Source organism: Aeromonas sp. 603404, from assembly GCF_049171775.1.
Classification (GTDB): Bacteria; Pseudomonadota; Gammaproteobacteria; order Enterobacterales; family Aeromonadaceae; genus Aeromonas; species Aeromonas veronii_A.
The window spans coordinates 128,445-148,287 of sequence record NZ_JAAKPE010000008.1 but is presented as its reverse complement, the minus strand read 5'-3'; the positions used below and the strand labels follow the sequence as shown (position 1 = coordinate 148,287).

Below are 19,843 nucleotides of genomic sequence, written 5' to 3'. Positions count from 1 at the left end.
TTTAATAAACTAAAGTGACATAAATGATTTTATGGTCTCTGTACTAGAGAATGGGCTGTAAAAATGATCTGGTATATGCATTTTATCAATATCCATACGAGATATTTTTTGCGCTATTTTGGGAATGTCAAAAAGGGAGCAAAGGTTATCTTGCAGTGGCCCAGTAAGAATTTCTGCCGGCCCAGACGGGCAATCCACGCTGATCACCGGGGTATGGCAGATGAGTGCTTCAATAAGCACTGTTGGCAGCCCTTCAGCATCGGATGTCAGGATGAGCGCCTGAGCGGCTTTGATATAGGGGTAGGGGTTCTTCTGAAAGTCGATGATCTTCACCTTGTTGGCAAGGTTCATCTCCTCGATCATGGCTTCAATGTGAGGGCGTCGCTCCCCTTTGCCCATCAGAACGAGTGGCGTAGCAACGCCGCTTAGCTGATATGCCTGCAAGAGACGATCGTGGCGTTTTCGTTCTTCGAAAGTGCCGACATGGATGAAATACTTTTCAAATGGCTTGTTGAAAGGCTCATCGGCCAACGCCTGAATTTTCTCGATATCAAACGGATTGTAGATAACCTGACACGATTTTGGTGTGGCTCTTACATTGTGCAAAATGTCGTCCGCGATGCCTCGAGATACGCAGATCAGTTTCTTGCCATTATAGAAACGCTTGAATTTTTCATATCCTTTGGCATTGTCTTTGGCAAAGCCGGTGACATTTCCGTGGATCCAGTAATAAATATTCAGTGTATCAGGCAGGTGTCTGGTAATTTTGTCACATGAGCATGAGATAATTACGTCAGGCGAGATCTCTTGGACTTTTTTCAAGATCAGAGATGCTTGTATTTTTTCAACCGCAACATTGGATATGGCTTTAGTCAGCTTTGTGACAATGCCAAGATTAATCGGGTGAATGTTGTCAGGTAGCGTATGGTCTATTTTTTCCCGCAAGGTAAACAAGGTAACATCGACACCTGCATCTTTTAGCAAGGATGCGGTATTGAGCAGAACCTTTTCCGCACCACCACCATACAAGTCTTCAACAATGAATAAAAACTTTTTAACTGGTGGGGTCATAACTGCTCCGCGGGTCTCATAACTGACTGGTAAATCTACTAAAAATGTGAATCGTAAACGAGCAAAATCAGGTGGCAACTGTTAAAGTCGTTAGCAATTTTTTCAATAGGTGTGGATCAATGATTGGTCTTAGTGGGCGCTACCATAACGCATTATTCGCGGCCTGTATATTTGCCGGGCTGCTGCTCTCCTGGTTGTTTTCTGTTAATCAGCTCCTCACCGGCGACCAGACCCAGATGCTCTACAAGGGTTACCTTGGAGCCTATGAGGGGGTCTGGCTCAGCTATGGCAATGCGGCGAGTGCGGTGGGCAATGTGCCGGGGAGCTTGTCGGCCTGGCTGATTGGTGGGCCGCTGCTACTGTGGGATTCTCCCTATGCCCCCATGGTGTTGCTGCTGGTGATGCGGTTGGTCGGTTTTCTGCTATTTGATGCGGTTATCCGCCAGGTGTTTGTTGACCCCGTATCGAAGGGCAATGCGCGGTTGCTGTTTCTGGTGCTCTGCTGGCTCAACCCCTGGTTCCAGTATGAGAGTTTGCTCTACAACCCCTCCTATCTCTTCCTCTTCTCGGCCATGCACTGCTGGTCGGCCTGGCATATGCGCGATCGGGCCTCATTCTGGCACATGATTGTTCACCTGCTGGCTATCGGTATGGCAATGCAGTTGCACTACTCCTGGCCGCTGCTGGCTGTGATCTCCACCTACCTCTTCTGGCGCCGCATCCTCAAGGTGAGCTGGAGCGGGGTGGTGGTCGCTGCCCTGCTGATCGGTGCATCTCTGATCCCCTACGCCATGGAAGTGATGAGCAACAGCCATATCACCCAGAACGTCGATCCCGAAGCGCGTCAGCGCTATATCGGATGGGGGCTGGTGCATGTCTATCCGGTGCTGAAATCGGTGATCTACTGGCTGCGTTACGGCTCCTGGCTGTTTGCCAGCAAGCTGGTCAACGACACTCAGTTCATCTGGCTGGCGGGTCATGAATATTTGCAGATGACAGCAGTCTGGCTGTGGCGGGTGGTGATCTACGGGGTGGGCTCTGCCACCGTGTTGCTGGCGGCCAAGGCCAACTGGCAACTGTGGCGGGATCTCAAGCCGCGTCTGCTGCGCAGCGACCGTGCATCAGTGGACGGCACGAGCTGGCTCGGCCTCTATGCGCTGGCGGCCGTATTGGCTGTGCTGGTGAGTGCGGCGCTCTCGCCCATCATCTTTAACTATTGGCACCTGATGCTGATATTCCCCTATGCCCTGTTCCCGATCCTGCTGTTGCTGGTTAGCTGGAGCCGCAACCATCCTCAGTGGGTTGGCAAGGGGCTGCTGGCAGCCACCCTGTTCTGCACCGCTGTGAACCTGATTGCGGCGAGCGACAGCACCAAGTTCTCCTATCAGGCGGACTACAAGCAGCAGGTGCAGGAGTATTTGCAGGAGATGAAGCTGCAACCCAAGTAACTGGGTTGTGTGATCAGTCGAAGGGAGGCGTAATGCCTCCCTTTGCTTTTTCCGTAGCTCAATAAGCGGGTTGTGGTTGCCGGTTATCGCTGGTGGCGTAGCCGACCTGCTTTGGTGGCCATTGCACCAGCTGCAAAGGCATAGCCGGAATGCAATAATCTACAAGCTTTCAGCTTGTTTGCGGTGTATCTATAACCCATGAATACCACCGATTCCCTCATCCGCTACTGGCAATCCCCGCACCTGCCGGGGGTCGAGCTGTCACACTCCCACCACAGGGCGTTCAGCTACGGTCGCCATGTCCATCTCGACTACCATATCGGGCTGGTGCAGCGGGGTGGCCAGAAGTTTATCCATAAGGGGAACAGCCACCATCTGGTGCGCGGGGTGCTCTCTACCGTCAACCCGGATGAGGTGCACGACGGCCTCAGCCTGCTGCCGGAAGGGTATGAGGTACGGGTCTTCGCCATCGATCCGCAGCAGCTGGCGCTCTGGCTGCCGGAGCAGCCGGAACCCTTCTTCGACAAGGGATTGCAGAGCCGCCCCGACCTCTATCAGGGCTTTGCCCAGCTGCACGGCTATCTCGACAACCCCAAGGCCGATGGCCTGCTGATCGAGAGCCAGCTGCTCGCCCTGCTGGGGGAGCTGCTGCATCTGGCCCCCGAGGTACACCAGCTGGCGGATCCCCAGTTGCGATTTCTGCGCGACTACCTGATGGCGGCCCTCGACGAGCCCCACTCGCTGGAAGAGCTGGCGGGGCTGGTTGGGCTCGACCGCTTCGCCTTCCTGCGCCAGTTCAAGAAGCGCAGCGGCATGACCCCCTACGCCTGGCTGAAACGGCTGCGGCTGGAGCAGGGCAAGCGGCTGCTGGCGAGCGGGATGGCGGTGAGCGAGGTGGCGCTGGCGGTCGGCTTCTTCGATCAGAGTCACTTCCACCACGGCTTTCGCCAGGCATTCGGTCTGACACCCGCCGAATTTCGTGCCCAGATGCAATCTTTTACAAGCCGCGCCCCCCGCTGATCCGCCATGCTGGCTCTCCGTCGTTAAAGCGAGAGTTGTTATGCTGACCAGTCTGTTCGTTACCCTCGGCCTGATGCACCTGATTGCACTGGCCAGCCCCGGCCCCGATTTCGCCCTGATCCTGCGCACCAGCCTGCACCGGCCGACCGCCCTTGGCGCGGCGCTGGGCATCTCGCTGGCGATCATGGTGCACGCCACCCTGAGCCTGACCGGGATCAGTATGCTGATCGCCAGTCACCCGCTGCTGTTTATGGTGATCAAGTGCTGCGGCGCCCTCTATCTGGGCTGGTTGGGGTGGGGCGCCCTGATGGCGGCTCGGCAGCAGAGCAGTACCGTGATGGCCAGCGCCGCCAACGAGCTGCGCGGCTGGGGCAGGGGCGTGCGCACTGGCCTTGCCACCAACCTGCTTAACCCCAAGGCGCTGGTGTTCTTTATCGGTCTGTTGGCCGCCATGGTGACGCCAGAGGTGGACGGAATGACCCGCAGCCTGCTGGTGGGCGAGCTCTTCATCATCTCCCTCTGCTGGTTCGGGCTGCTGGCGTGGAGCCTCTCCACCGATCGTGCCCAGCGCCTGCTGCTGCGGGTGCAGCGACCGCTCAATCTGGTGACCGGCGTGCTGTTTGCGGTGGTCAGCCTCTCCATTCTGGCGAGCATGGGCGCCGAGCTGGTGGCCTGACGAGTCGGCGCATGGGCCTATACTCCAACAAGGTTTGCCTGTCAGGAGTGCCCGGCCATGCGTCTACTGCCTCTTTGCTGGTTGCTGGGGATGACCCCGGCGCTGGCGGCCCCGGTTCAGCTCAAATTGCTGGAGTGGGGCTATCTGCCAGCGGGTTATGAACAACAGTTTGCCGACTACGCCAAAGCCCATGGGGTGGAAGCGACGGTCAGCCGGATCGAGCCGCTGCTGACCGATTTCGACAGCGTCTACCGCGCCCTGCGCACCCGCAGCGCCGATGTGGTGCTGCCGACCAGCTACTTCTACAAGGCCCATCACCAGCCGCTGTTCAAGCTGCTGCTCCCCATCGATTTCAATCGCCTGCAGCACTACCCCGAGGTGAAGCCCGCCCTCAAGAACACCGAGTATGACAAGCAGGGGGAGCGCAACTACTCGGTGCCCTTCTCCTACGCCATGTTCAGCCTCGCCTATGACAGCAAGCAGGTGCCGCAAGCGCCCACCAGTTGGCAGGTGCTCGCCAACAGCTCGCCGCCGGGCCAGTTTGCCGAGTTCTGCGACCAGTTCGAGCCACTGCTCTTTTCGGTGCTGCTCTCGCTGGGCAAGTCGCCCGCCCTGTTTGCCAGCGGCGAGATGCTGGCCGACAAGACCTTGCAGCAAGAGGTGGAGCAGCAGCTCTCGCAGCGGCTGCAAGCCAGTCGTGGCTTCTGGTTCAATCAGGCCAACCGCTGCGAGGATCTGCGCCAGCAGACCTTTGCCACCACCTGGGGGCTGGAGCTGGTGGAGTGCAACAAGCAGAACGATCAGCAGTGGCGGATCGCCATGGTGCAGGAGGGGGCCATCTATGCCCTCGATGCCCTCTCCATCGCTCGCCATGTCGGGGATGATCCTGCACGGCTCAAGGCCGCCTACCTGCTGGTGGATTTTCTGCTGAGCGCGCCGCTGCAACGCCAGATGCTGGTGGGCACGCCCACCATTTCGGCCAGCAATATTGCCTCCCGGCCACCCCTCAGCCCGCAGGAGCAGGCGGTGCTGCCGGATCGCCCGCTGCCGGAGTTTGACGAGCGACTGCTGGTGCCCGCGCTGCCCGCCCATATCAAGAATCGCTACAAACGGATGGTGCAGCAGGCGATCGTCGCCAGCGGCAAAGAGGGGCTGGTCAAGCAGTGCCCCTGGGATCTCGATAACTGATGAATGAGCCTGCCGCTTCTCCGGCGGCAGGCAAGTTTGCGCAAGATGGCTGATGATCGGTCATCGCGCGTTTCAGGGCATTCCCCCGTTCAATTCACGCCGCTCGCTGGCCTGCATCGTTTGAAAAAACTGCGCGCTTACCGCAGCCCCATTGAGCCGGATTAAACAACCTAACCCTCGCCAGATTGCCGTTCATACCCTGGCTGACCCTGTACAAAAGTGCCTCAATTGTGACAACTTGGATGTGAGCTGAACAATCCTGATCTGTCCCTTGTGGGAAGGTGATGAATAGGTTATTTCTCTGTGACATTGGCGGCATCCGGCACGGGTTCTCCAGCCATGTGGTGCGAAATCCACAGCAAAAACAAACAGTAAAATGCAGGAGCAAATATGAAAAAGGTCGTGATGGTTGCCGTGGCTGCAGCCCTTCTGGGTGGCTGCGCCGTCAAGAATCAGGTATCCCACAGCTTGCAGGCGATCCCGCTGACAGCCTTCCAGCAGAGCGAGAGCAACCCCAATCAGCGCGTTTACAAGGAGCCGGGCGTTGACCTGCGCCAATACAATGAAGTGCTGCTCGATCCGCTGCAGTTTATCCGGCAGGAGAATGGTCAGTGGTATCTGCTGACCGCCAACGAACAGAACCAGATTGGCCGCTACTACCACGACAAGTTCCAGAGCGAGCTGATCAAGCAGGGCGTCAAGATCGCCACCGCCCCCGGCCCGAAAGTGATGCGGATCCAGGCCGCCGTCACCAACTTCGACCTGACCCGCCCCGACCCCAAGCTGCGTGACCTGCTGCCAGCCAAGATCGCCATCAACGTCACCCGCGAAGTGATCGGCAAGGAGCCTTACCTGCTCAAGGTGGGCAGCATGGCCCAGCTGCTCGACTCCCGGAGCGGCAAGCTGCTGGTGCGGGTGATGGATGCCCGCGAGAGTACGGACAGCACCCACAAGGATGAGCCCATCACCGCCGGGGAGATGGAGAAGATGATCGACCAGTGGGCGGCCAGCCGCGCCAAACAGCTGGCGGACAATCTGGGGCGCTGATCGATTGGTGCGTCCAGGCGGGGCGCAGCGGGAGCCTTTTGGGCTGCAATAACGGCAAGATGTTGATAAGGTGGTCATTTTGCAGGCAGGAGAAAATGATATGAAACGCGTGTTGTTACCCATCCTTGTTGCTGGCCTGTTGAGTGCCTGCAGCACCTCGTCACCCACGCCTGAGTGTGCGCCGATGGCGGGTGGCTGGCAGAGTCAGGCGTTGCCCAATGCGGAAGGGGAGGCTGCGCTGGCCAGCGTGCTGGCTCGCATGAACACGGCCGCCAAACTGCAGAGCATCCGCGAGGTGCGCAGCCAGGTGGTCTCCGGGGTCAACTACGACATCGAGTTCCAGCTCGACAACGGAGAGGTGTGGAACACCCGTGTCTATCGGGATCTTGCCGGCAACTACCAGATGACCCGCACGGCTGCACAGGGCGAGCTTCCTCCCTTGCCTTGCGTCAAGGCCAAGTAATTCCTGCTTGTTGAGCCCCTCGTCAGAGGGGCTCATCTGACCAGAAAATTTCTGCTTTTCTCCCCGCATTCTGACAGTCAGGATGACCCTTCCCGTGACTGCATCCTCATGGAAAAGGAACCGCTATGAATCGCCACCCCTGCATCAAACACTGGCGCGAGCTGCAAGAGCAGACGCCGCGCTACTACTCCGGCAGTCAGGAGCCCCTTTCCCGCGGCTGTGCCCTCGGCAAACACTTCGGCTTTAGCCGCATCGGCATTCACCACGAGATTGTCGAACCCGGCCATCGCACCAGCTGGCCCCATGCCGAGAAGACCGAAGACGAGTTTGTTCACGTGCTGGAAGGGACGCCGGATGTCTGGCTCGATGGCGTCCTCTATCGGCTGCAACCGGGCGATTCGGTGGGCTTCAAGGCCGGTGACGGACTGGCCCACGCCTTTATCAACAACACCGAAGAGACTGTCCGGCTGCTCTGCATCGGCGATACCGATCGGGAGGACAACCGCATCCACTACGCCGTGCATCCCGAGCGCAATATCACCCTCGGCAAGCTGCACTGGGATGACGTACCCGAGCGTGAGTTGGGTGATCACGACGGCCTGCCCGACAAGCTGCGCGAGAGCAACGGCCCCTTCTAGGGCGCAGCCCTTCTGCGCACCAGATCTGCACCACCCGATATAAAAAAGCCTGCCGCGTGGCAGGCTTTTGCTATCTGTTTTCCGCCTGTGGCGTGCAGCGTTTATTGCAGGTTGAGCCCGCCCAGATAGTCGCGCTTGCCGAGATCGACCCCGGCGCGGCGCAGCAGGGCGTAGGCCATGGTGAGGTGGAAGTAGAAGTTGGGAATGCCGTACTCATGGACGCAGGTATGGCCATCCATCCCCTTGCCGCCCGCCCAGTGGGGCACGTAACGGCCGCTGGCGTACTGGCTGTAGTCCGCGTCCAGCTTGCCTTGCAGATAGGTGATGGTCTTGCCGATATGGGCGCGCAGATCGGCGATGGTTTTGGGCTCATCGCCCATGGCCGGCAGCTCGCTGTGGCTGGCGGTGGCGACCACGGTGCGGGCCGAATCGCAGCAGATCAGCACCTGCTTGCTGAAGGGCAGCATATCGACGATCAGCCGATCGCCGAAGAAGTTCTCCACGTTGAACTGCTTCGCCGCGGCGTGGGCCTCGGCCTTGGCCAGACAGTGATCCAGATTGGTCAGCATCTTGATGAACTGGGCGGTGATATCGCGATTCATGAGCACTCTCCATCTTGTTGAAACAGCGGCCCGCGTGCGCGGCCACGGTGAATGAGACTGGCTAATCGGCCACCAATATACCCCAACCGCTGCCGGGTTCGAGCCCGCCACGACGAAAAGGGCAGGGCTGCGCTACTTCGCGCGACAACCGCTGGCCAAGGAGCCATGCTCGCTTTTTGAACCTGTGAGTCCCTTATCGCCCCTTTTTTGATCTGTGACATAAATCACTTTTTTTCAGGGGCGTAGGCTGAATGCGGTTGTCCTGGACAGACGCCTGCGCATCCGCCAGGACACAAGAAAAGGAGAATGAAATGAAGATCTATGACCGTAACCGCAATGTGCTGAACCTGGGTCAGCGCGTCATGATTGCCGCCACTGGCGCAGTCGATTTTCTGAAAGAGGCCCACACCGACAATATGACCCCCTATCAGGCGGAGCATGAGAAGTGCGTGCTGCTGGCAAACTCCGGGGAGCGCTACGCCCCCATCGAGTTGATTAGACTAGGCTGATCCCTTTCCCTGTCACCCTACTCTTTACAATTCACCCGGCCGCCGCGCCCCATCTGGCGGTCGGGTTTCTGAGTTCCCCTCTTCATCCCACCAAATGCCGAAAAATTGAACCGGGTCACATCCCGCTCGATTTGAGCGATTGTCAGCCAGCGCAGGCTCATGCGAACCTTTAAACCCCGTTAACTCACTAAAAAATAACGACTATGTTCAGGCAAATAATGATGGGCGCCGCCCTGCTGTCGGCGGCGCTGCTTTCCGGTTGTGCTTCCGTGCCCATGGCCGATGCCACCGCAGACGCGCAGGCCAAGCAGTTTGTGGCGCCCAAAGATGCGGCCAACCTCTATATCTATCGCAACGAGACCTTCGGTGCGGCGGTGAAAATGCCGCTGCTGGTGGATGGTATGGCGGTCGGCGATACCGTGGCCCACACCTACATCCTCAAGCAGGTGACGCCGGGCAGCCACACCATCACCTCCAAGTCGGAGAACGATGCCACCCTGACCCTCAGCACCGAGGCGGGTAAAAACTACTACGTCTGGCAGGAGGTCAAGATGGGCCTGCTGATGGCCCGCTCCAAGCTGAGTCAGGTCAGTGAAGAGGAGGGCAAGCAAGGGGTGATGGAGAGCAAATTGGTTAAGTGAATAATGCAAGGCATAGCTATATCATCAGCTATGCCTTGATTTCGCTTTTGGCCACTCAATTTAGGTGAGCAAACTTGTATCACGCTATTGTTCGACAGGCGCCTCTGATTTTATTTCCACAGCATCCTCAACACGAGTCATTAAATATGACACTAAGCTAAGAATATTCAAACAATCTAACTCACTAAAAATCGTTGGGTATATAGAATCCATAGGCGCATGATTTACTGGATTCCGGAATCCTTGCATTAGCCCTCGCGTTAAAGAAAATTGCCCCTCTTGGATATTTTTACCAGAAATTTTTTTGTCATCGGCAACTTTGATATATGGTGCTTTGCTATTGGAGAATACATTCGCAAGTTCAACACCATCCTTATCTATGCTTAATCTGTTACGGATTTCTTCAGCATATATTTTTGTTCCTTGATCTGCTGCATGTATGTAGTCACCAGATTCATAATACTTTTTGACTCTGTCACGCAATCCTTCTGGCAGATGACGCCAGTGTAGCATTGGGTATTCAGGGATTATTTTATGCAATGCTTCAACAACAGGGCTATAACTAGCCAAAATGCCTTCATCATCACTTAGTGTTTTTATGATATTCTCAGCGGACTCTCGAATATCACTAGGGAGTGTCGAAAACCATTTATCTTTATCGATACCTGTTTTCACATGAAAGTCATCATCTTTTTTCTTTTTCCTTAGAAGACGCCAATCCTGATTTACTTTGGATATGACTTCAGAAAGAAACTTTCTAAATTCAAGCATATCCTCATTATCCCAGTTAATTGACTGTCTATTTGTTGAGATCACATCTTCATTTAATAAATCAATAAAATTAGCTTCTATATGACCAGTTAAATATTGAAAGAAGTGACTCGATGTACTATTCGAAAAGAATTCCGGCGCATTAACTAACTTGCCACGAGAGAATAATGATATGCCACGCAAGCCCGAGCTTGGTGATAAAGGCGTTTCTGCTGTAATCAGGCTAACTTTTAAGCCCTCGAGATATTTGTTTTCTGGAAACCAATCGTGTATTTTCTGGGCATTCCAGCGAAATTGGATATTTATGTTTGAGTATCGACGGTCATTAGTTACTTTAACGACTTTACCTTTGGCTGAATCATAGAGCTCTATATCAAAGGTATCATCAACAATAAACATTCTAGATAATGAATCAGCTAGTGCCTCAATATCAAAAGGAGTCTTTCTTTTCAGGTTAGATAGTTTTATTGATGTTCCAGATCCCTTCCCTGTCTCGACATCGATTAAATCTGCATTTGGGTTGTATGTTCCTTTAGATGTAAGCAGCTTATCCCAGTCGAGAGAGAATAAATTTTCCTTACCATTTTGAATCGTTCTTACAGTAATTAATTTTGAAAGTCCAAAAAGAGCTAACTTGCCTAATCCTTTTTTTCCTGTTGCTAACCTATTGTATCTTGGGGATGGTTTATCTCCTTCATCATCTCTTCTATTTCTACCTATAACAAGAAACTTATTTTGTATGGCGTTGGCGTCCATACCATGACCATTATCTTCAACAACTATTGATATAGGTGTTCCATTTTGCTCGTGAAAAGTTATTTTAACTTTACTGGCATCGGCATCATAAGCATTAGATATTAACTCTGCTAGTGCAGGAGGTAATGTCGAATACATTTTAACACCTAAATGCTCAATCGTTTTTGGATCAAACTTTAATTCAAAATCATTCATGTATGCCCCCTGCATTTTCCAAATGTTTAATAAACTCTAATGCGTGCTTCATGATGAATTTTGGCGGTAATGCATTTCCAATCATCAGTGCAGCAGATTCCTTACCTCTTCTCATGCTGAAGTAGTAATCAGAAGGAAATGATTGAATTAAAGCCGCCTCTCGCAATGTAATAGTTCTATCTTCACTGGGGTGGATGAATCGGCCTTTCGAAGGGTTTACACATCCACCAGTTATTGTTGGCGCTACATTATCCCATGACATTCTTCCATAAACGTCACGGTAGCTATTTGGATTGTTTTTATGACAATCAAGCCACAATGAATATGGGATCTGGCTTCTAGAACCACCATCCTTTGGAACAGACTTAATTATCATCATTACTTTTTCAGAATGTTTAGATAATGAGTTATGTAATGGGTCGATGCTATCAAAATTATTCTCCATTCCACCAATAGCATCGCGAACAGTGATTTTTTTCTCTGATTTTTTAGGATGTTCAATAATACCAAGTCTTGATGCAATCAATATCATTCTCTTACGACGTTGAGGCACGTCATAATCAGAACAGTCTTTTATAGATACTGTGTCATCATTTACAATATAACCAAGCTTAGTTAATCGCTCGATGATAATATTTATCCGATGATCTTTGGCCAATGCAGGAACATTTTCCATCATGACCGTTTTGGGTAAAAATGTTTCAACGAATCGTAAAAATTCAAATGCTAGTTCATTACGAGAGTCATCAACCGAGCTGGCTTTGTTCCTTGTTCTATGAGATGAAAAACCTTGGCATGGAGGACAGCCAGCAAGAAGATCCAATTCCCCCTTTTTTAAGCCAAGTTCAGTCATGACGGATTCGGGGGACAAAGTAGTAATATCTGCTTCGTATAGTTTATGGTCTGGATAGTTAGTGCGATATGTCTCTGCTGCAACCGCATTCAGTTCGACTCCAGCTAAAACATCAAAGCCAGCCATTTTTAGACCGCAAGTTAGACCTCCGGCACCACAAAACAAATCAAGAGCAGTAAACATTAATGAATTTTCCGATAAGCGCATTAGACCAGCAGATGCATGATATACAAGTCATGTACAGTGGGTAAAGGATTGAGAGCCCTAGTTTAATAAGAGGAGTTATGTTTAGGGCCATCGAGAGTTCTAGCGTTGTACACAACCAACCCGGCCTAAGCCGGGTTGGTTGTATCAAAAGGCGGGAAAAATCAGAGTGCTTCCAATCTGGCATAGGCCGTCACCAACCACTTGGCGCCGACGTCGTCGAACTGGATCTGCACCCGGCTCTGCTGGCCGACCCCTTCGAAGTTGAGTACCACCCCTTCGCCGAATTTCGGATGAAGCACCCGCTGGCCGAGCTTGATGCCGCTGGCGTCGAAGCTCTGCTGCACCTCGTTCTGGCTAAAGCGGCCGTACTGGGTGGGGCGGCTGACCTGAGTGCGCAGCCGGATCTCTTCCAGACACTCGGCGGGCATCTCGCGGATAAAGCGGCTCGGCTTGTGGAACATCTCGCGGCCGTAGATGCGGCGACTCTCGGCATAACAGATGTAGAGCTTCTCCATGGCGCGGGTCATGCCGACGTAACAGAGGCGGCGCTCCTCTTCCAGCCGGCCCGACTCTTCGGTGGATTGCTGGCTGGGGAACATGCCTTCTTCGACGCCGACCAGCAGCACCAGCGGGAACTCCAAGCCCTTGGCGCTGTGCAGGGTCATCAGCTGCACCGCGTCGGCATATTCGTCCGCCTGATTCTCGCCGGATTCCAGCGCCGCGTGTGCGAGGAAGGCGGAGAGATCGCTCATATCCTCCAGCTCGTCCGGGCGCTGGTACTGGCGGCAGGCGGTGACCAGTTCGTCGAGGTTCTCTACCCGCGCCTGGGATTTCTCGCCCTTTTCTGCCAGATACATTGCCTTGAGGCCGGAGTTCTGGATGGCGATATCCGCTTGCTGGTGCAGCGGCAGCATGGACACCTGCTCCTCCAGCGCGTCGATCAGCTCGACAAAGCCGCGCACCGCGTTACCGGCGCGACCGGTCAGCACCCTGTCGTTGAGCAGGGCCTTGGCCGATTGCCAGAGGTTGAGCCCCTGATCGCGGGCGTTGCCGCGCAGGATCTCGAGGGTGCGATCGCCGATGCCGCGGGTCGGGGTGTTGACCACCCGCTCGAAGCTGGCGTCGTCGCCACGGTTGTTGATAAGCCGCAGGTAGGCCATGGCGTCCTTGATCTCTTGCCGCTCGAAGAAGCGCAGGCCGCCGTAGATGCGGTAGGGCATGGCGTCCTGCATCAGTGCCTCTTCCAGCACCCGCGACTGGGCGTTGGAGCGATAGAGGATGGCGCAGTCGGCCAGGAGGCCGCCTTTTTCCTTCCAATCCTTGAGGCGGCCGACCACGAAGCGGGCTTCGTCCACCTCGTTGAAGGCGGCGTAGAGCGAAATCGGCTCGCCCTCGGCCCCTTCGGTCCACAGCTCCTTGCCAAGGCGCTCGGCGTTGTTGGCGATGACGCTGTTGGCCGCTTTGAGGATATTGGCGGTGGAGCGGTAGTTCTGTTCGAGGCGGATGGTCTCGGCGCCCTGATAGTCGGTCAGGAAGCGCTGGATGTTCTCGATTTTGGCGCCGCGCCAGCCGTAGATGGACTGGTCATCATCGCCAACGATCATCACCTTGCCGCTGTTGCCCGCCAGCATTCGCAGCCAGGCGTACTGGATGCCGTTGGTATCCTGAAACTCGTCCACCAGGATGTTCTGGAAGCGGTCGCGGTAGTGCTCGAGGATGTGCGGCTTGTTGAGCCACAGCTCGTGGGCGCGCAGCAACAGCTCGGCAAAGTCCACCAGACCGGAGCGATCGCAGGTCTCCTGATAGGTCTTGTAGATCTGCTGATAGGTGCGGGTGACGGGGTCGCCATAGAGGTCGATGTCGCCGGGGCGCAGGCCCTCGTCCTTCTTGCCGTTGATGTAGCCCATCACGGCGCGCGGGGCCCAGTGCTTCTCGTCGAGGTTGAGCGCCTTGAGCACCCGGCGAATGAGACGGTACTGGTCGTCGGAGTCGAGGATCTGGAAATCCTGCGGCAAGCCCGCATCCAGATGGTGGGCCCGCAGCAAACGGTGGGCGATGCCGTGGAAGGTGCCAATCCACATACCGCGCACGCCGTCGCCGATCACTTTTTCGACCCGACCGCGCATCTCGGCCGCCGCCTTGTTGGTAAAGGTGACCGCGATGATGGAGAAGGGTGAACAGCGTTCCACCTGCATCAGCCAGGCGATACGGTGCACCAGTACCCGGGTCTTGCCCGAACCGGCACCGGCCAGCACCAGCAGGTTGCTGCGGGGCGCCGCAACGGCATCTCTTTGCTTGTCGTTGAGCCCGTCGAGCAGGGTTGAAACGTCCATCACCACTCCTGTTTATTTATACAGGCGGGGATTATACGGCCATCCCCCCTGCCAGACCAAATCCAAACTCGGGGGGAGGGGCGAGATGGGGTCTTGCAGGGGCGCCGGTGCGGCCATTTTTGGCTGGCGCAGAGAGAACGGGACGGGGAGGTTTCCAGCTGTAGCCAACTCTTGCTCACGCGGTTTGTGGGGATTTTGCGAGCCGGATCACGGGCTTGCCGGGGGGCTGGATGAATAAGAGGGGAAAACGGTTTACAGTAACTTGCTGAACAATAAGAGAAATGTCGTTTGGGTCTTTTGGTTGTTAGCATAAAAAACTGAAAAGTAGCTAAAAAACAACTGCTTATAAGGTTATTTGCTTAGAATTCAAACCGTTAACGCAAACGTTTTTCCCTTATCATTTGCTTGACCCGCATCGGGGCTGACTTAGAGTAAGCCTGCGTGCTAGATAGCCTGCTCTGACAGGCAAGCAAGTTCCCTCACTTAATAACAATCAAGGATACGATCGTGACTAAAGTGCTCAAGCTGGCCACTGTGGCCTCCCTCACTCTCGCTGCTCTCTCTGCTCAGGCTGCTTCCGAGCCAGCCGTCATTTATGACACCGCGGGCAAGTATGACAAATCATTCAACGAAGCCGTGTTCCGTAACGGCGTCGAGCTCTACAACAAGGACAAGGGCGTCAAGGTCAAAGAGTTTGAACCCCAGAACGAAGCCCAGCGCGAGCAGGGTCTGCGTCGTCTGGCCAGCCGTGGCAACGGCCCGATCGTGGCGGTCGGTTTCAACATGGGCTCTGCGGTAGAGAAGGTTGCGACCGAATTCCCGAAAACCCAGTTCACCATCATCGACATGGTGGTCGACAAGCCGAACGTCCAGTCCGTCATCTTCAAAGAGCATGAAGGTTCCTTCCTGGTGGGCGCACTGGCTGCCATCGCTTCCAAGAGCGGCAAGGTCGGCTTCGTGGGTGGCATGGATATCCCGCTGATCCGCAAATTCCAGTGCGGTTACGAGCAGGGTGCCAAGTTCGTCAACCCGAAGATCGAAGTGTTCCAGAACATGGCGGGCTCTACCCCGGCCGCGTTTGCTGACCCGGCCAAAGGTGCCGAGCTGGCCAAGTCCCAGTTTGCCAAGGGCGCTGACGTGGTTTACGCCGCAGCTGGCGGTACCGGTATCGGTGTCTATCAGGCAGCCAAGGACAGCGGCAAGTTCGCCATTGGTGTGGACTCCAACCAGAACCACCTGCAACCGGGCACCATGCTGACCTCCATGGTCAAGTCTGTGGGGCTGGCCGCTTACCAGACCTGGGATGACGCTGCCAAAGGCGAGTGGAAGCCGGGTATCAAGAACCTGGGTCTGGCCGAAGGCGGTGTGGATTGGGCGCTCGACAAGGACAACGAGAAGCTGATCACCCCGGAAATGAAAGCCAAGGTGGATGCCATCAAGGCTGAAATCATCGCTGGCAAGGTCAAGGTTCATGACTACATGAGCGATAACACCTGCAAATACTAATTAGATAGTTGCTACGACTCTCAACGCACCACCGGCCCGCACGGGCCGGTTTTTAGTCTTATTTCATGAAACGCAGGGCTGCATCATGGACCAGACAGATCGCTATGCCATCGAATTAAGAGGTATCGATAAGCGGTTCGGCGAAGTGTACGCCAACAAGCTGATCGACCTTAAGGTTCGCAAAGGCAGTATCCACGGCATTGTCGGCGAAAATGGCGCCGGTAAGTCCACCCTGATGAGCATCATTTATGGTTTCTACCATGCCGACAAAGGCGAGATGCTGATCGACGGGAATCCTTTCAAACCCCATGGCTCACAAGATGCGATTGCCGCAGGCGTGGGCATGGTTCACCAGCACTTCATGCTGGTCAATAACTTCACCGTATTGGAAAACGTCATCCTCGGCGCTGAGAACGGCTGGCACCTTCAGCAGAGCGTGGCGTCAGCCGAAAAGCTGCTTGGCGAACTGGCGCGGGATTATGGCCTCGACGTGCCGCTGCACGAGAAGGTTGAAGATCTGCCGGTTGGCTTGCAACAGCGGGTCGAAATTCTCAAGGCGCTCTATCGCGGCGCCCGCATCCTGATCCTCGACGAGCCGACCGGGGTACTGACCCCGCAAGAGGCGGATCACCTGTTCGAGGTGCTGAAAAAGCTGCGGGATCAGGGAGCGACCATCATCCTCATCACCCACAAGCTGCGGGAGATCCTGGCCATTACCGATCAGGTCTCCATCATGCGCCGTGGCGAGATGGTGGCGCACGTCGCCACCAAGGATACCGACAAGGAGCAACTGGCCGAGCTGATGGTGGGCCGCAAGGTGCGCCTCAAGGTCGACAAGGGGCCAACCCAGCCCGGTGAAGCCAAGCTGAAGATCGAAGGGCTCAGCTACGTCGACGCCAGCAAGGTGGAGCGGGTCAAATCGGTCAGTTTCGAAGTGCGGGCCGGTGAAGTGGTCGGCATCGCCGGGGTCTCCGGCAACGGTCAGTCCGAACTGCTCAGCCTGCTTGGCGGTATTCTCAAGCCGAGCAAGGGCGGCTTCACCATTAGCAGCCGCAGCGGCGTGCACAAGGTGAGCGCGGAGCACCCGGCCGATCCCGAACTGGTGCGCAATTACGGTCTCGGCCATGTGCCGGAAGATCGCCACAAGATGGGGCTGATCAACCGCTTCGAGGCGAAAGAGGCCTTTATTCTCGGTTATCACCGTCGCCCGCAATACAACAAGGGGTGGCTGCAGAACAAGGAGGCGATCCAGCAGGATTGTCAGGCCAAGATGGAGAAGTGGGACGTGCGCCCGCCCCATCCCGATCACAAGACCGCCAACTTCTCCGGTGGCAACCAGCAGAAGCTGGTGATCGCCCGTGAAGTTGAGCAGGACCCGGATGTGCTGTTGATCGGCCAGCCGACCCGCGGGGTCGACATCGGCGCCATCGAGTATATCCACCAGCAGATCATCGCCATGCGCGACAAGGGCAAGGCTGTCTTGCTGGTCTCGGTGGAGCTGGACGAGATCATGAGCCTCGCTGACCGGATTCTGGTCATTGCCGACGGTCGCATCGTCGGCGAGCTGGATGGTGCCAAGGCGGATGAGCGCACCATTGGTCTGATGATGGCGAATATCGTTCCCGATGACGTTGCCAAGGAGGCCCACTGATGAGCCAAGTACGTATTCCTGCCTGGGTCTCCGTAGGCGTCTTGTCTGCGGTCAACATCCTGCTGGCCTTCCTGGTGTCGGCCATTCTGTTCTACTACCTCGACATCAACCCGGTCGATGCCGCCAAGATCATGTGGTACGGCGCGTTCGGCACTGGTGAAGGGGTCGGCTTCACCCTCTACTACGCAACCGGCTTTATCTTTACCGGTTTGTCGGTGGCGGTCGCCTTCCACGCCGGTTTGTTCAACATCGGTGGTGAAGGTCAGGCCTATATCGGCGGTCTCGGTGTCGGTCTGGTCTGTCTGATGCTCGGTGATGTGCTGCCGTTTGCCCTGCTGTTGCCGCTCTCCATCATTGCCGGTGGTCTGTTCGGTGCGGCCTGGGCCTTTATTCCGGCCTGGCTGCAAGCCAAGCGCGGCAGCCATATCGTGATCACCACCATCATGTTCAACTTCATCGCCGCCTCGCTGATGGCCTATCTGCTGGTGGAGGTGTTCAAGCCGCCCGGTTCGATGGCGACCGAGAGCAAGGTGTTTGCCGAGGCAAGCTGGCTGCCCAAGATGAGCGGGCTGGCGAACCTGTTCGGGATGGAGATCCCCAACAGCCCGCTCAATATCAGCTTCTTCTGGGCGCTGATCTGTGCGGCGCTGGTGTGGGTCTTTATCTGGCACACCCGCTGGGGTTACGAGATCCGCTCGGTCGGCGCCAGCCAAAGCGCCTCCGCTTACGCCGGTATCTCCTATCCCAAGGTGGTGATCCTGGCGATGGTCATCTCCGGCATGCTGTCGGGCTTCTTTGCCCTCAACGTGCTGCAGGGTGAGCTGCACCAGATCAAGCTCAACTTCGTGGAAGGGTTCGGTTTCACCGGTATCGCGGTGGCGCTGATGGGGCGCAACCATCCGGTGGGCGTCATCATCGCTAGTCTGCTGTTTGGTTTCCTCTATCAGGGGGGCGCCGAGCTCAGCTTCGAGTTCGGTGTCGACCGCAACATCGTGGTGGTGTTGCAGGGTCTGGTGATCCTGTTCTGTGGCGCCCTTGAGCACATGATGCGTCCGCGCATCGAGCAGCTCTATCTGGCGTTTGCCAACCGCTCAGCCGCACAAGCTAAAGGAGTCTGATCATGTTTGAAATTCTGATCCTGATGCTGGATGCGACCATTCGTACTGCGCCGCCCCTCATTCTCGCCGCCATGGCGGGCATGTTTTGCGAGCGCTCCGGGGTGGTCAACATCGCGCTGGAAGGCAAACTGCTGGCGGCGGCGTTCGCCAGTGGTGCGGCGGCTGCGGTCTCCGGTTCTGCCTGGGTAGGTCTGGGGGCCGGGGTGGGTGTCTCCATCCTGTTTGCCCTGATGCACGGCTTTGCCACCATCACCCACCGCGGTGATCAGGTGGTGAGCGGCATGGCCATCAACATTCTGGCGGCCGGTCTGACCGTGACCCTGGGCCGTTACTGGTTCGATCAGGGTGGCCAGACCCCGGCGCTCTCCGGTGATGCCCGTTTCGCCCCCATCGATCTGCCCTATGCCAAGGAGCTGTGGGATGTGCCGGTGATCGGCCAGCTCTACAGCGAGCTGCTGAGCGGCCACTCCCTGCTGGAGTACGTGGCGTTCGCCTGCGTGCCGCTGGCATGGTGGGTGATGTTCCGTACCCGCTTCGGTCTGCGTCTGCGGGCGGTGGGTGAGGCGCCGGCAGCGGTCGATACCGCCGGTATCTCTGTGGTGCGGATGCGCTACACCGCGCTCCTTATCGGCGGCCTGCTGGCCGGTATCGGTGGCACCTATCTGGCGGTCGCCCAGACGGCCCAGTTCATCCCCAACATGAGTGCGGGCAAGGGCTTTATGGCGCTGGCGGCGCTGGTGTTCGGCAAGTGGCGTCCCTGGAATGCCATGGCAGCCTGCCTGCTGTTCGGCTTCCTCGATGCGGTCGCCATCCGGCTGCAAGGGGTCAGCATCGGCGGCTTCGCCATTCCGGTGCAGGCCATCGAGGCACTGCCCTACATCCTGACCGTGTTCCTGTTGGCCGGCTTTATCGGCCGTGCGGTGGCGCCGAAGGCGCTCGGCACCCCCTATGTGAAGGAACGGGAGTAGCGCCCTCTATCGCGATAGTCCCGACTACACAGATAACAGCAGGCCCACTTCGGTGGGCCTGTTTTTTATGGGCGGTATGGGGCAGGCCAGCCGGGATCTGGATGGTGTGATAGAGGGAGGCGATGGCGTGAAGGGATAAAGGGGCTGCGTGAGTTGTTGCGGGTAGCGGGTAGCGGCTGGCT

18 protein-coding genes are annotated in these 19,843 nt (G+C 56.2%); 13 read left to right on the top strand and 5 right to left on the bottom strand.

Going from position 1 to position 19,843, the window contains the following annotated elements; genetic code table 11:
- Positions 1–9 precede the first annotated feature (9 nt).
- The gene (locus tag G5306_RS12785; RefSeq protein WP_421255335.1) at positions 10–1,071 is read right to left on the bottom strand and encodes a glycosyltransferase; all 1,062 of its coding nucleotides are present in this window, start codon (positions 1,069–1,071) and stop codon (positions 10–12) included.
- Positions 1,072–1,307: 236 nt separating this feature from the next.
- Between G5306_RS12785 and G5306_RS12780 the strand changes: the two genes are divergently transcribed.
- The 7 genes from G5306_RS12780 to G5306_RS12750 all read left to right on the top strand — a co-directional run bounded on the left by G5306_RS12780 (position 1,308) and on the right by G5306_RS12750 (position 7,551).
- A complete protein-coding gene (locus tag G5306_RS12780; protein ID WP_216980247.1) occupies positions 1,308–2,519 on the top strand; it encodes a 3-deoxy-D-manno-octulosonic acid transferase in 1,212 nt (403 codons plus the stop codon).
- A gap of 198 nt (positions 2,520–2,717) precedes the next feature.
- Positions 2,718–3,539 carry an AraC family transcriptional regulator gene (locus tag G5306_RS12775; RefSeq protein ID WP_216979748.1) on the top strand — a complete coding sequence of 274 codons (822 nt, stop codon included), beginning with the start codon at positions 2,718–2,720 and terminating at the stop codon, positions 3,537–3,539.
- 40 nt (positions 3,540–3,579) lie between these two features.
- Positions 3,580–4,215 carry a LysE family translocator gene (locus G5306_RS12770; protein WP_058059345.1) on the top strand — a complete coding sequence of 212 codons (636 nt, stop codon included), beginning with the start codon at positions 3,580–3,582 and terminating at the stop codon, positions 4,213–4,215.
- Between the two features lie 57 nt (positions 4,216–4,272).
- Complete coding sequence (locus tag G5306_RS12765; protein WP_219296747.1) at positions 4,273–5,403, top strand: ABC transporter substrate-binding protein; 1,131 nt, start codon at positions 4,273–4,275, stop codon at positions 5,401–5,403.
- A 390-nt stretch (positions 5,404–5,793) separates the two neighbouring features.
- A complete protein-coding gene (locus G5306_RS12760; RefSeq protein ID WP_421209190.1) occupies positions 5,794–6,450 on the top strand; it encodes a DUF3313 domain-containing protein in 657 nt (218 codons plus the stop codon).
- Between the two features lie 100 nt (positions 6,451–6,550).
- Positions 6,551–6,913: a cystatin domain-containing protein gene (locus G5306_RS12755; RefSeq protein ID WP_279490017.1), complete on the top strand. Its 363-nt coding sequence runs from the start codon at positions 6,551–6,553 to the stop codon at positions 6,911–6,913.
- A 125-nt stretch (positions 6,914–7,038) separates the two neighbouring features.
- Complete coding sequence (locus tag G5306_RS12750) at positions 7,039–7,551, top strand: cupin domain-containing protein (protein ID WP_139433489.1); 513 nt, start codon at positions 7,039–7,041, stop codon at positions 7,549–7,551.
- Positions 7,552–7,652: 101 nt separating this feature from the next.
- Here G5306_RS12750 and G5306_RS12745 read toward each other — a convergent pair whose 3' ends face one another.
- Entirely contained in the window at positions 7,653–8,153 is a 501-nt protein-coding gene (locus G5306_RS12745; protein WP_075116177.1) for a DUF1993 domain-containing protein, read from the bottom strand.
- A 311-nt stretch (positions 8,154–8,464) separates the two neighbouring features.
- On the opposite strand from G5306_RS12745, the gene ydfZ reads away from it, so the two are divergent.
- Positions 8,465–8,662, top strand: coding sequence for a putative selenium delivery protein YdfZ (ydfZ, locus tag G5306_RS12740; RefSeq protein WP_005342516.1), 198 nt, complete (start codon positions 8,465–8,467; stop codon positions 8,660–8,662).
- Positions 8,663–8,865: 203 nt separating this feature from the next.
- Complete coding sequence (locus G5306_RS12735; RefSeq protein ID WP_047438473.1) at positions 8,866–9,303, top strand: DUF2846 domain-containing protein; 438 nt, start codon at positions 8,866–8,868, stop codon at positions 9,301–9,303.
- A gap of 84 nt (positions 9,304–9,387) precedes the next feature.
- Here G5306_RS12735 and G5306_RS12730 read toward each other — a convergent pair whose 3' ends face one another.
- The 3 genes from G5306_RS12730 to uvrD all read right to left on the bottom strand — a co-directional run bounded on the left by G5306_RS12730 (position 9,388) and on the right by uvrD (position 14,418).
- Positions 9,388–11,025, bottom strand: a complete 1,638-nt coding sequence (locus tag G5306_RS12730) for a TIGR02391 family protein (protein WP_421312949.1) — start codon at positions 11,023–11,025, stop codon at positions 9,388–9,390.
- Positions 11,018–12,061 carry a DNA cytosine methyltransferase gene (locus G5306_RS12725; RefSeq protein WP_201990864.1) on the bottom strand — a complete coding sequence of 348 codons (1,044 nt, stop codon included), beginning with the start codon at positions 12,059–12,061 and terminating at the stop codon, positions 11,018–11,020. Before G5306_RS12725 ends, G5306_RS12730 begins: the two co-directional genes overlap by 8 nt.
- A gap of 185 nt (positions 12,062–12,246) precedes the next feature.
- Entirely contained in the window at positions 12,247–14,418 is a 2,172-nt protein-coding gene (gene uvrD / locus G5306_RS12720; RefSeq protein WP_421312948.1) for a DNA helicase II, read from the bottom strand.
- A gap of 507 nt (positions 14,419–14,925) precedes the next feature.
- Between uvrD and G5306_RS12715 the strand changes: the two genes are divergently transcribed.
- The 4 genes from G5306_RS12715 (at position 14,926) to G5306_RS12700 (ending at position 19,661) form a co-directional block, all read left to right on the top strand.
- Complete coding sequence (locus G5306_RS12715) at positions 14,926–15,924, top strand: BMP family lipoprotein (protein WP_005340803.1); 999 nt, start codon at positions 14,926–14,928, stop codon at positions 15,922–15,924.
- A gap of 85 nt (positions 15,925–16,009) precedes the next feature.
- Positions 16,010–17,575, top strand: coding sequence for an ABC transporter ATP-binding protein (locus G5306_RS12710; protein WP_374880196.1), 1,566 nt, complete (start codon positions 16,010–16,012; stop codon positions 17,573–17,575).
- Positions 17,575–18,693, top strand: a complete 1,119-nt coding sequence (locus G5306_RS12705) for an ABC transporter permease (protein WP_005357011.1) — start codon at positions 17,575–17,577, stop codon at positions 18,691–18,693. The genes G5306_RS12710 and G5306_RS12705 overlap by 1 nt, the downstream gene beginning before the upstream one ends.
- Positions 18,694–18,695: 2 nt before the next feature.
- On the top strand, positions 18,696–19,661 hold the full coding sequence (locus tag G5306_RS12700; protein WP_005340795.1) for an ABC transporter permease: 966 nt from the start codon (positions 18,696–18,698) through the stop codon (positions 19,659–19,661).
- The last annotated feature ends 182 nt before the right edge of the window (positions 19,662–19,843 follow it).

Bases quoted from the DNA above. Each gene is read 5' to 3' on its own strand.
- G5306_RS12755 (WP_279490017.1), top strand. From the start codon at position 6,551: ATGAAACGCGTGTTGTTACCCATCCTTGTTGCTGGCCTGTTGAGTGCC.
- G5306_RS12700 (WP_005340795.1), top strand. From the start codon at position 18,696: ATGTTTGAAATTCTGATCCTGATGCTGGATGCGACCATTCGTACTGCG.
- G5306_RS12775 (WP_216979748.1), top strand. From the start codon at position 2,718: ATGAATACCACCGATTCCCTCATCCGCTACTGGCAATCCCCGCACCTG.
- G5306_RS12730 (WP_421312949.1), bottom strand. From the start codon at position 11,025: ATGAATGATTTTGAATTAAAGTTTGATCCAAAAACGATTGAGCATTTA.
- ydfZ (WP_005342516.1), top strand. From the start codon at position 8,465: ATGAAGATCTATGACCGTAACCGCAATGTGCTGAACCTGGGTCAGCGC.
- G5306_RS12770 (WP_058059345.1), top strand. From the start codon at position 3,580: ATGCTGACCAGTCTGTTCGTTACCCTCGGCCTGATGCACCTGATTGCA.
- G5306_RS12745 (WP_075116177.1), bottom strand. From the start codon at position 8,153: ATGAATCGCGATATCACCGCCCAGTTCATCAAGATGCTGACCAATCTG.
- G5306_RS12780 (WP_216980247.1), top strand. From the start codon at position 1,308: ATGCTCTACAAGGGTTACCTTGGAGCCTATGAGGGGGTCTGGCTCAGC.
- uvrD (WP_421312948.1), bottom strand. From the start codon at position 14,418: ATGGACGTTTCAACCCTGCTCGACGGGCTCAACGACAAGCAAAGAGAT.
- G5306_RS12735 (WP_047438473.1), top strand. From the start codon at position 8,866: ATGTTCAGGCAAATAATGATGGGCGCCGCCCTGCTGTCGGCGGCGCTG.
- G5306_RS12765 (WP_219296747.1), top strand. From the start codon at position 4,273: ATGCGTCTACTGCCTCTTTGCTGGTTGCTGGGGATGACCCCGGCGCTG.
- G5306_RS12785 (WP_421255335.1), bottom strand. From the start codon at position 1,071: ATGACCCCACCAGTTAAAAAGTTTTTATTCATTGTTGAAGACTTGTAT.
- G5306_RS12725 (WP_201990864.1), bottom strand. From the start codon at position 12,061: ATGTTTACTGCTCTTGATTTGTTTTGTGGTGCCGGAGGTCTAACTTGC.
- G5306_RS12705 (WP_005357011.1), top strand. From the start codon at position 17,575: ATGAGCCAAGTACGTATTCCTGCCTGGGTCTCCGTAGGCGTCTTGTCT.
- G5306_RS12760 (WP_421209190.1), top strand. From the start codon at position 5,794: ATGAAAAAGGTCGTGATGGTTGCCGTGGCTGCAGCCCTTCTGGGTGGC.
- G5306_RS12710 (WP_374880196.1), top strand. From the start codon at position 16,010: ATGGACCAGACAGATCGCTATGCCATCGAATTAAGAGGTATCGATAAG.
- G5306_RS12750 (WP_139433489.1), top strand. From the start codon at position 7,039: ATGAATCGCCACCCCTGCATCAAACACTGGCGCGAGCTGCAAGAGCAG.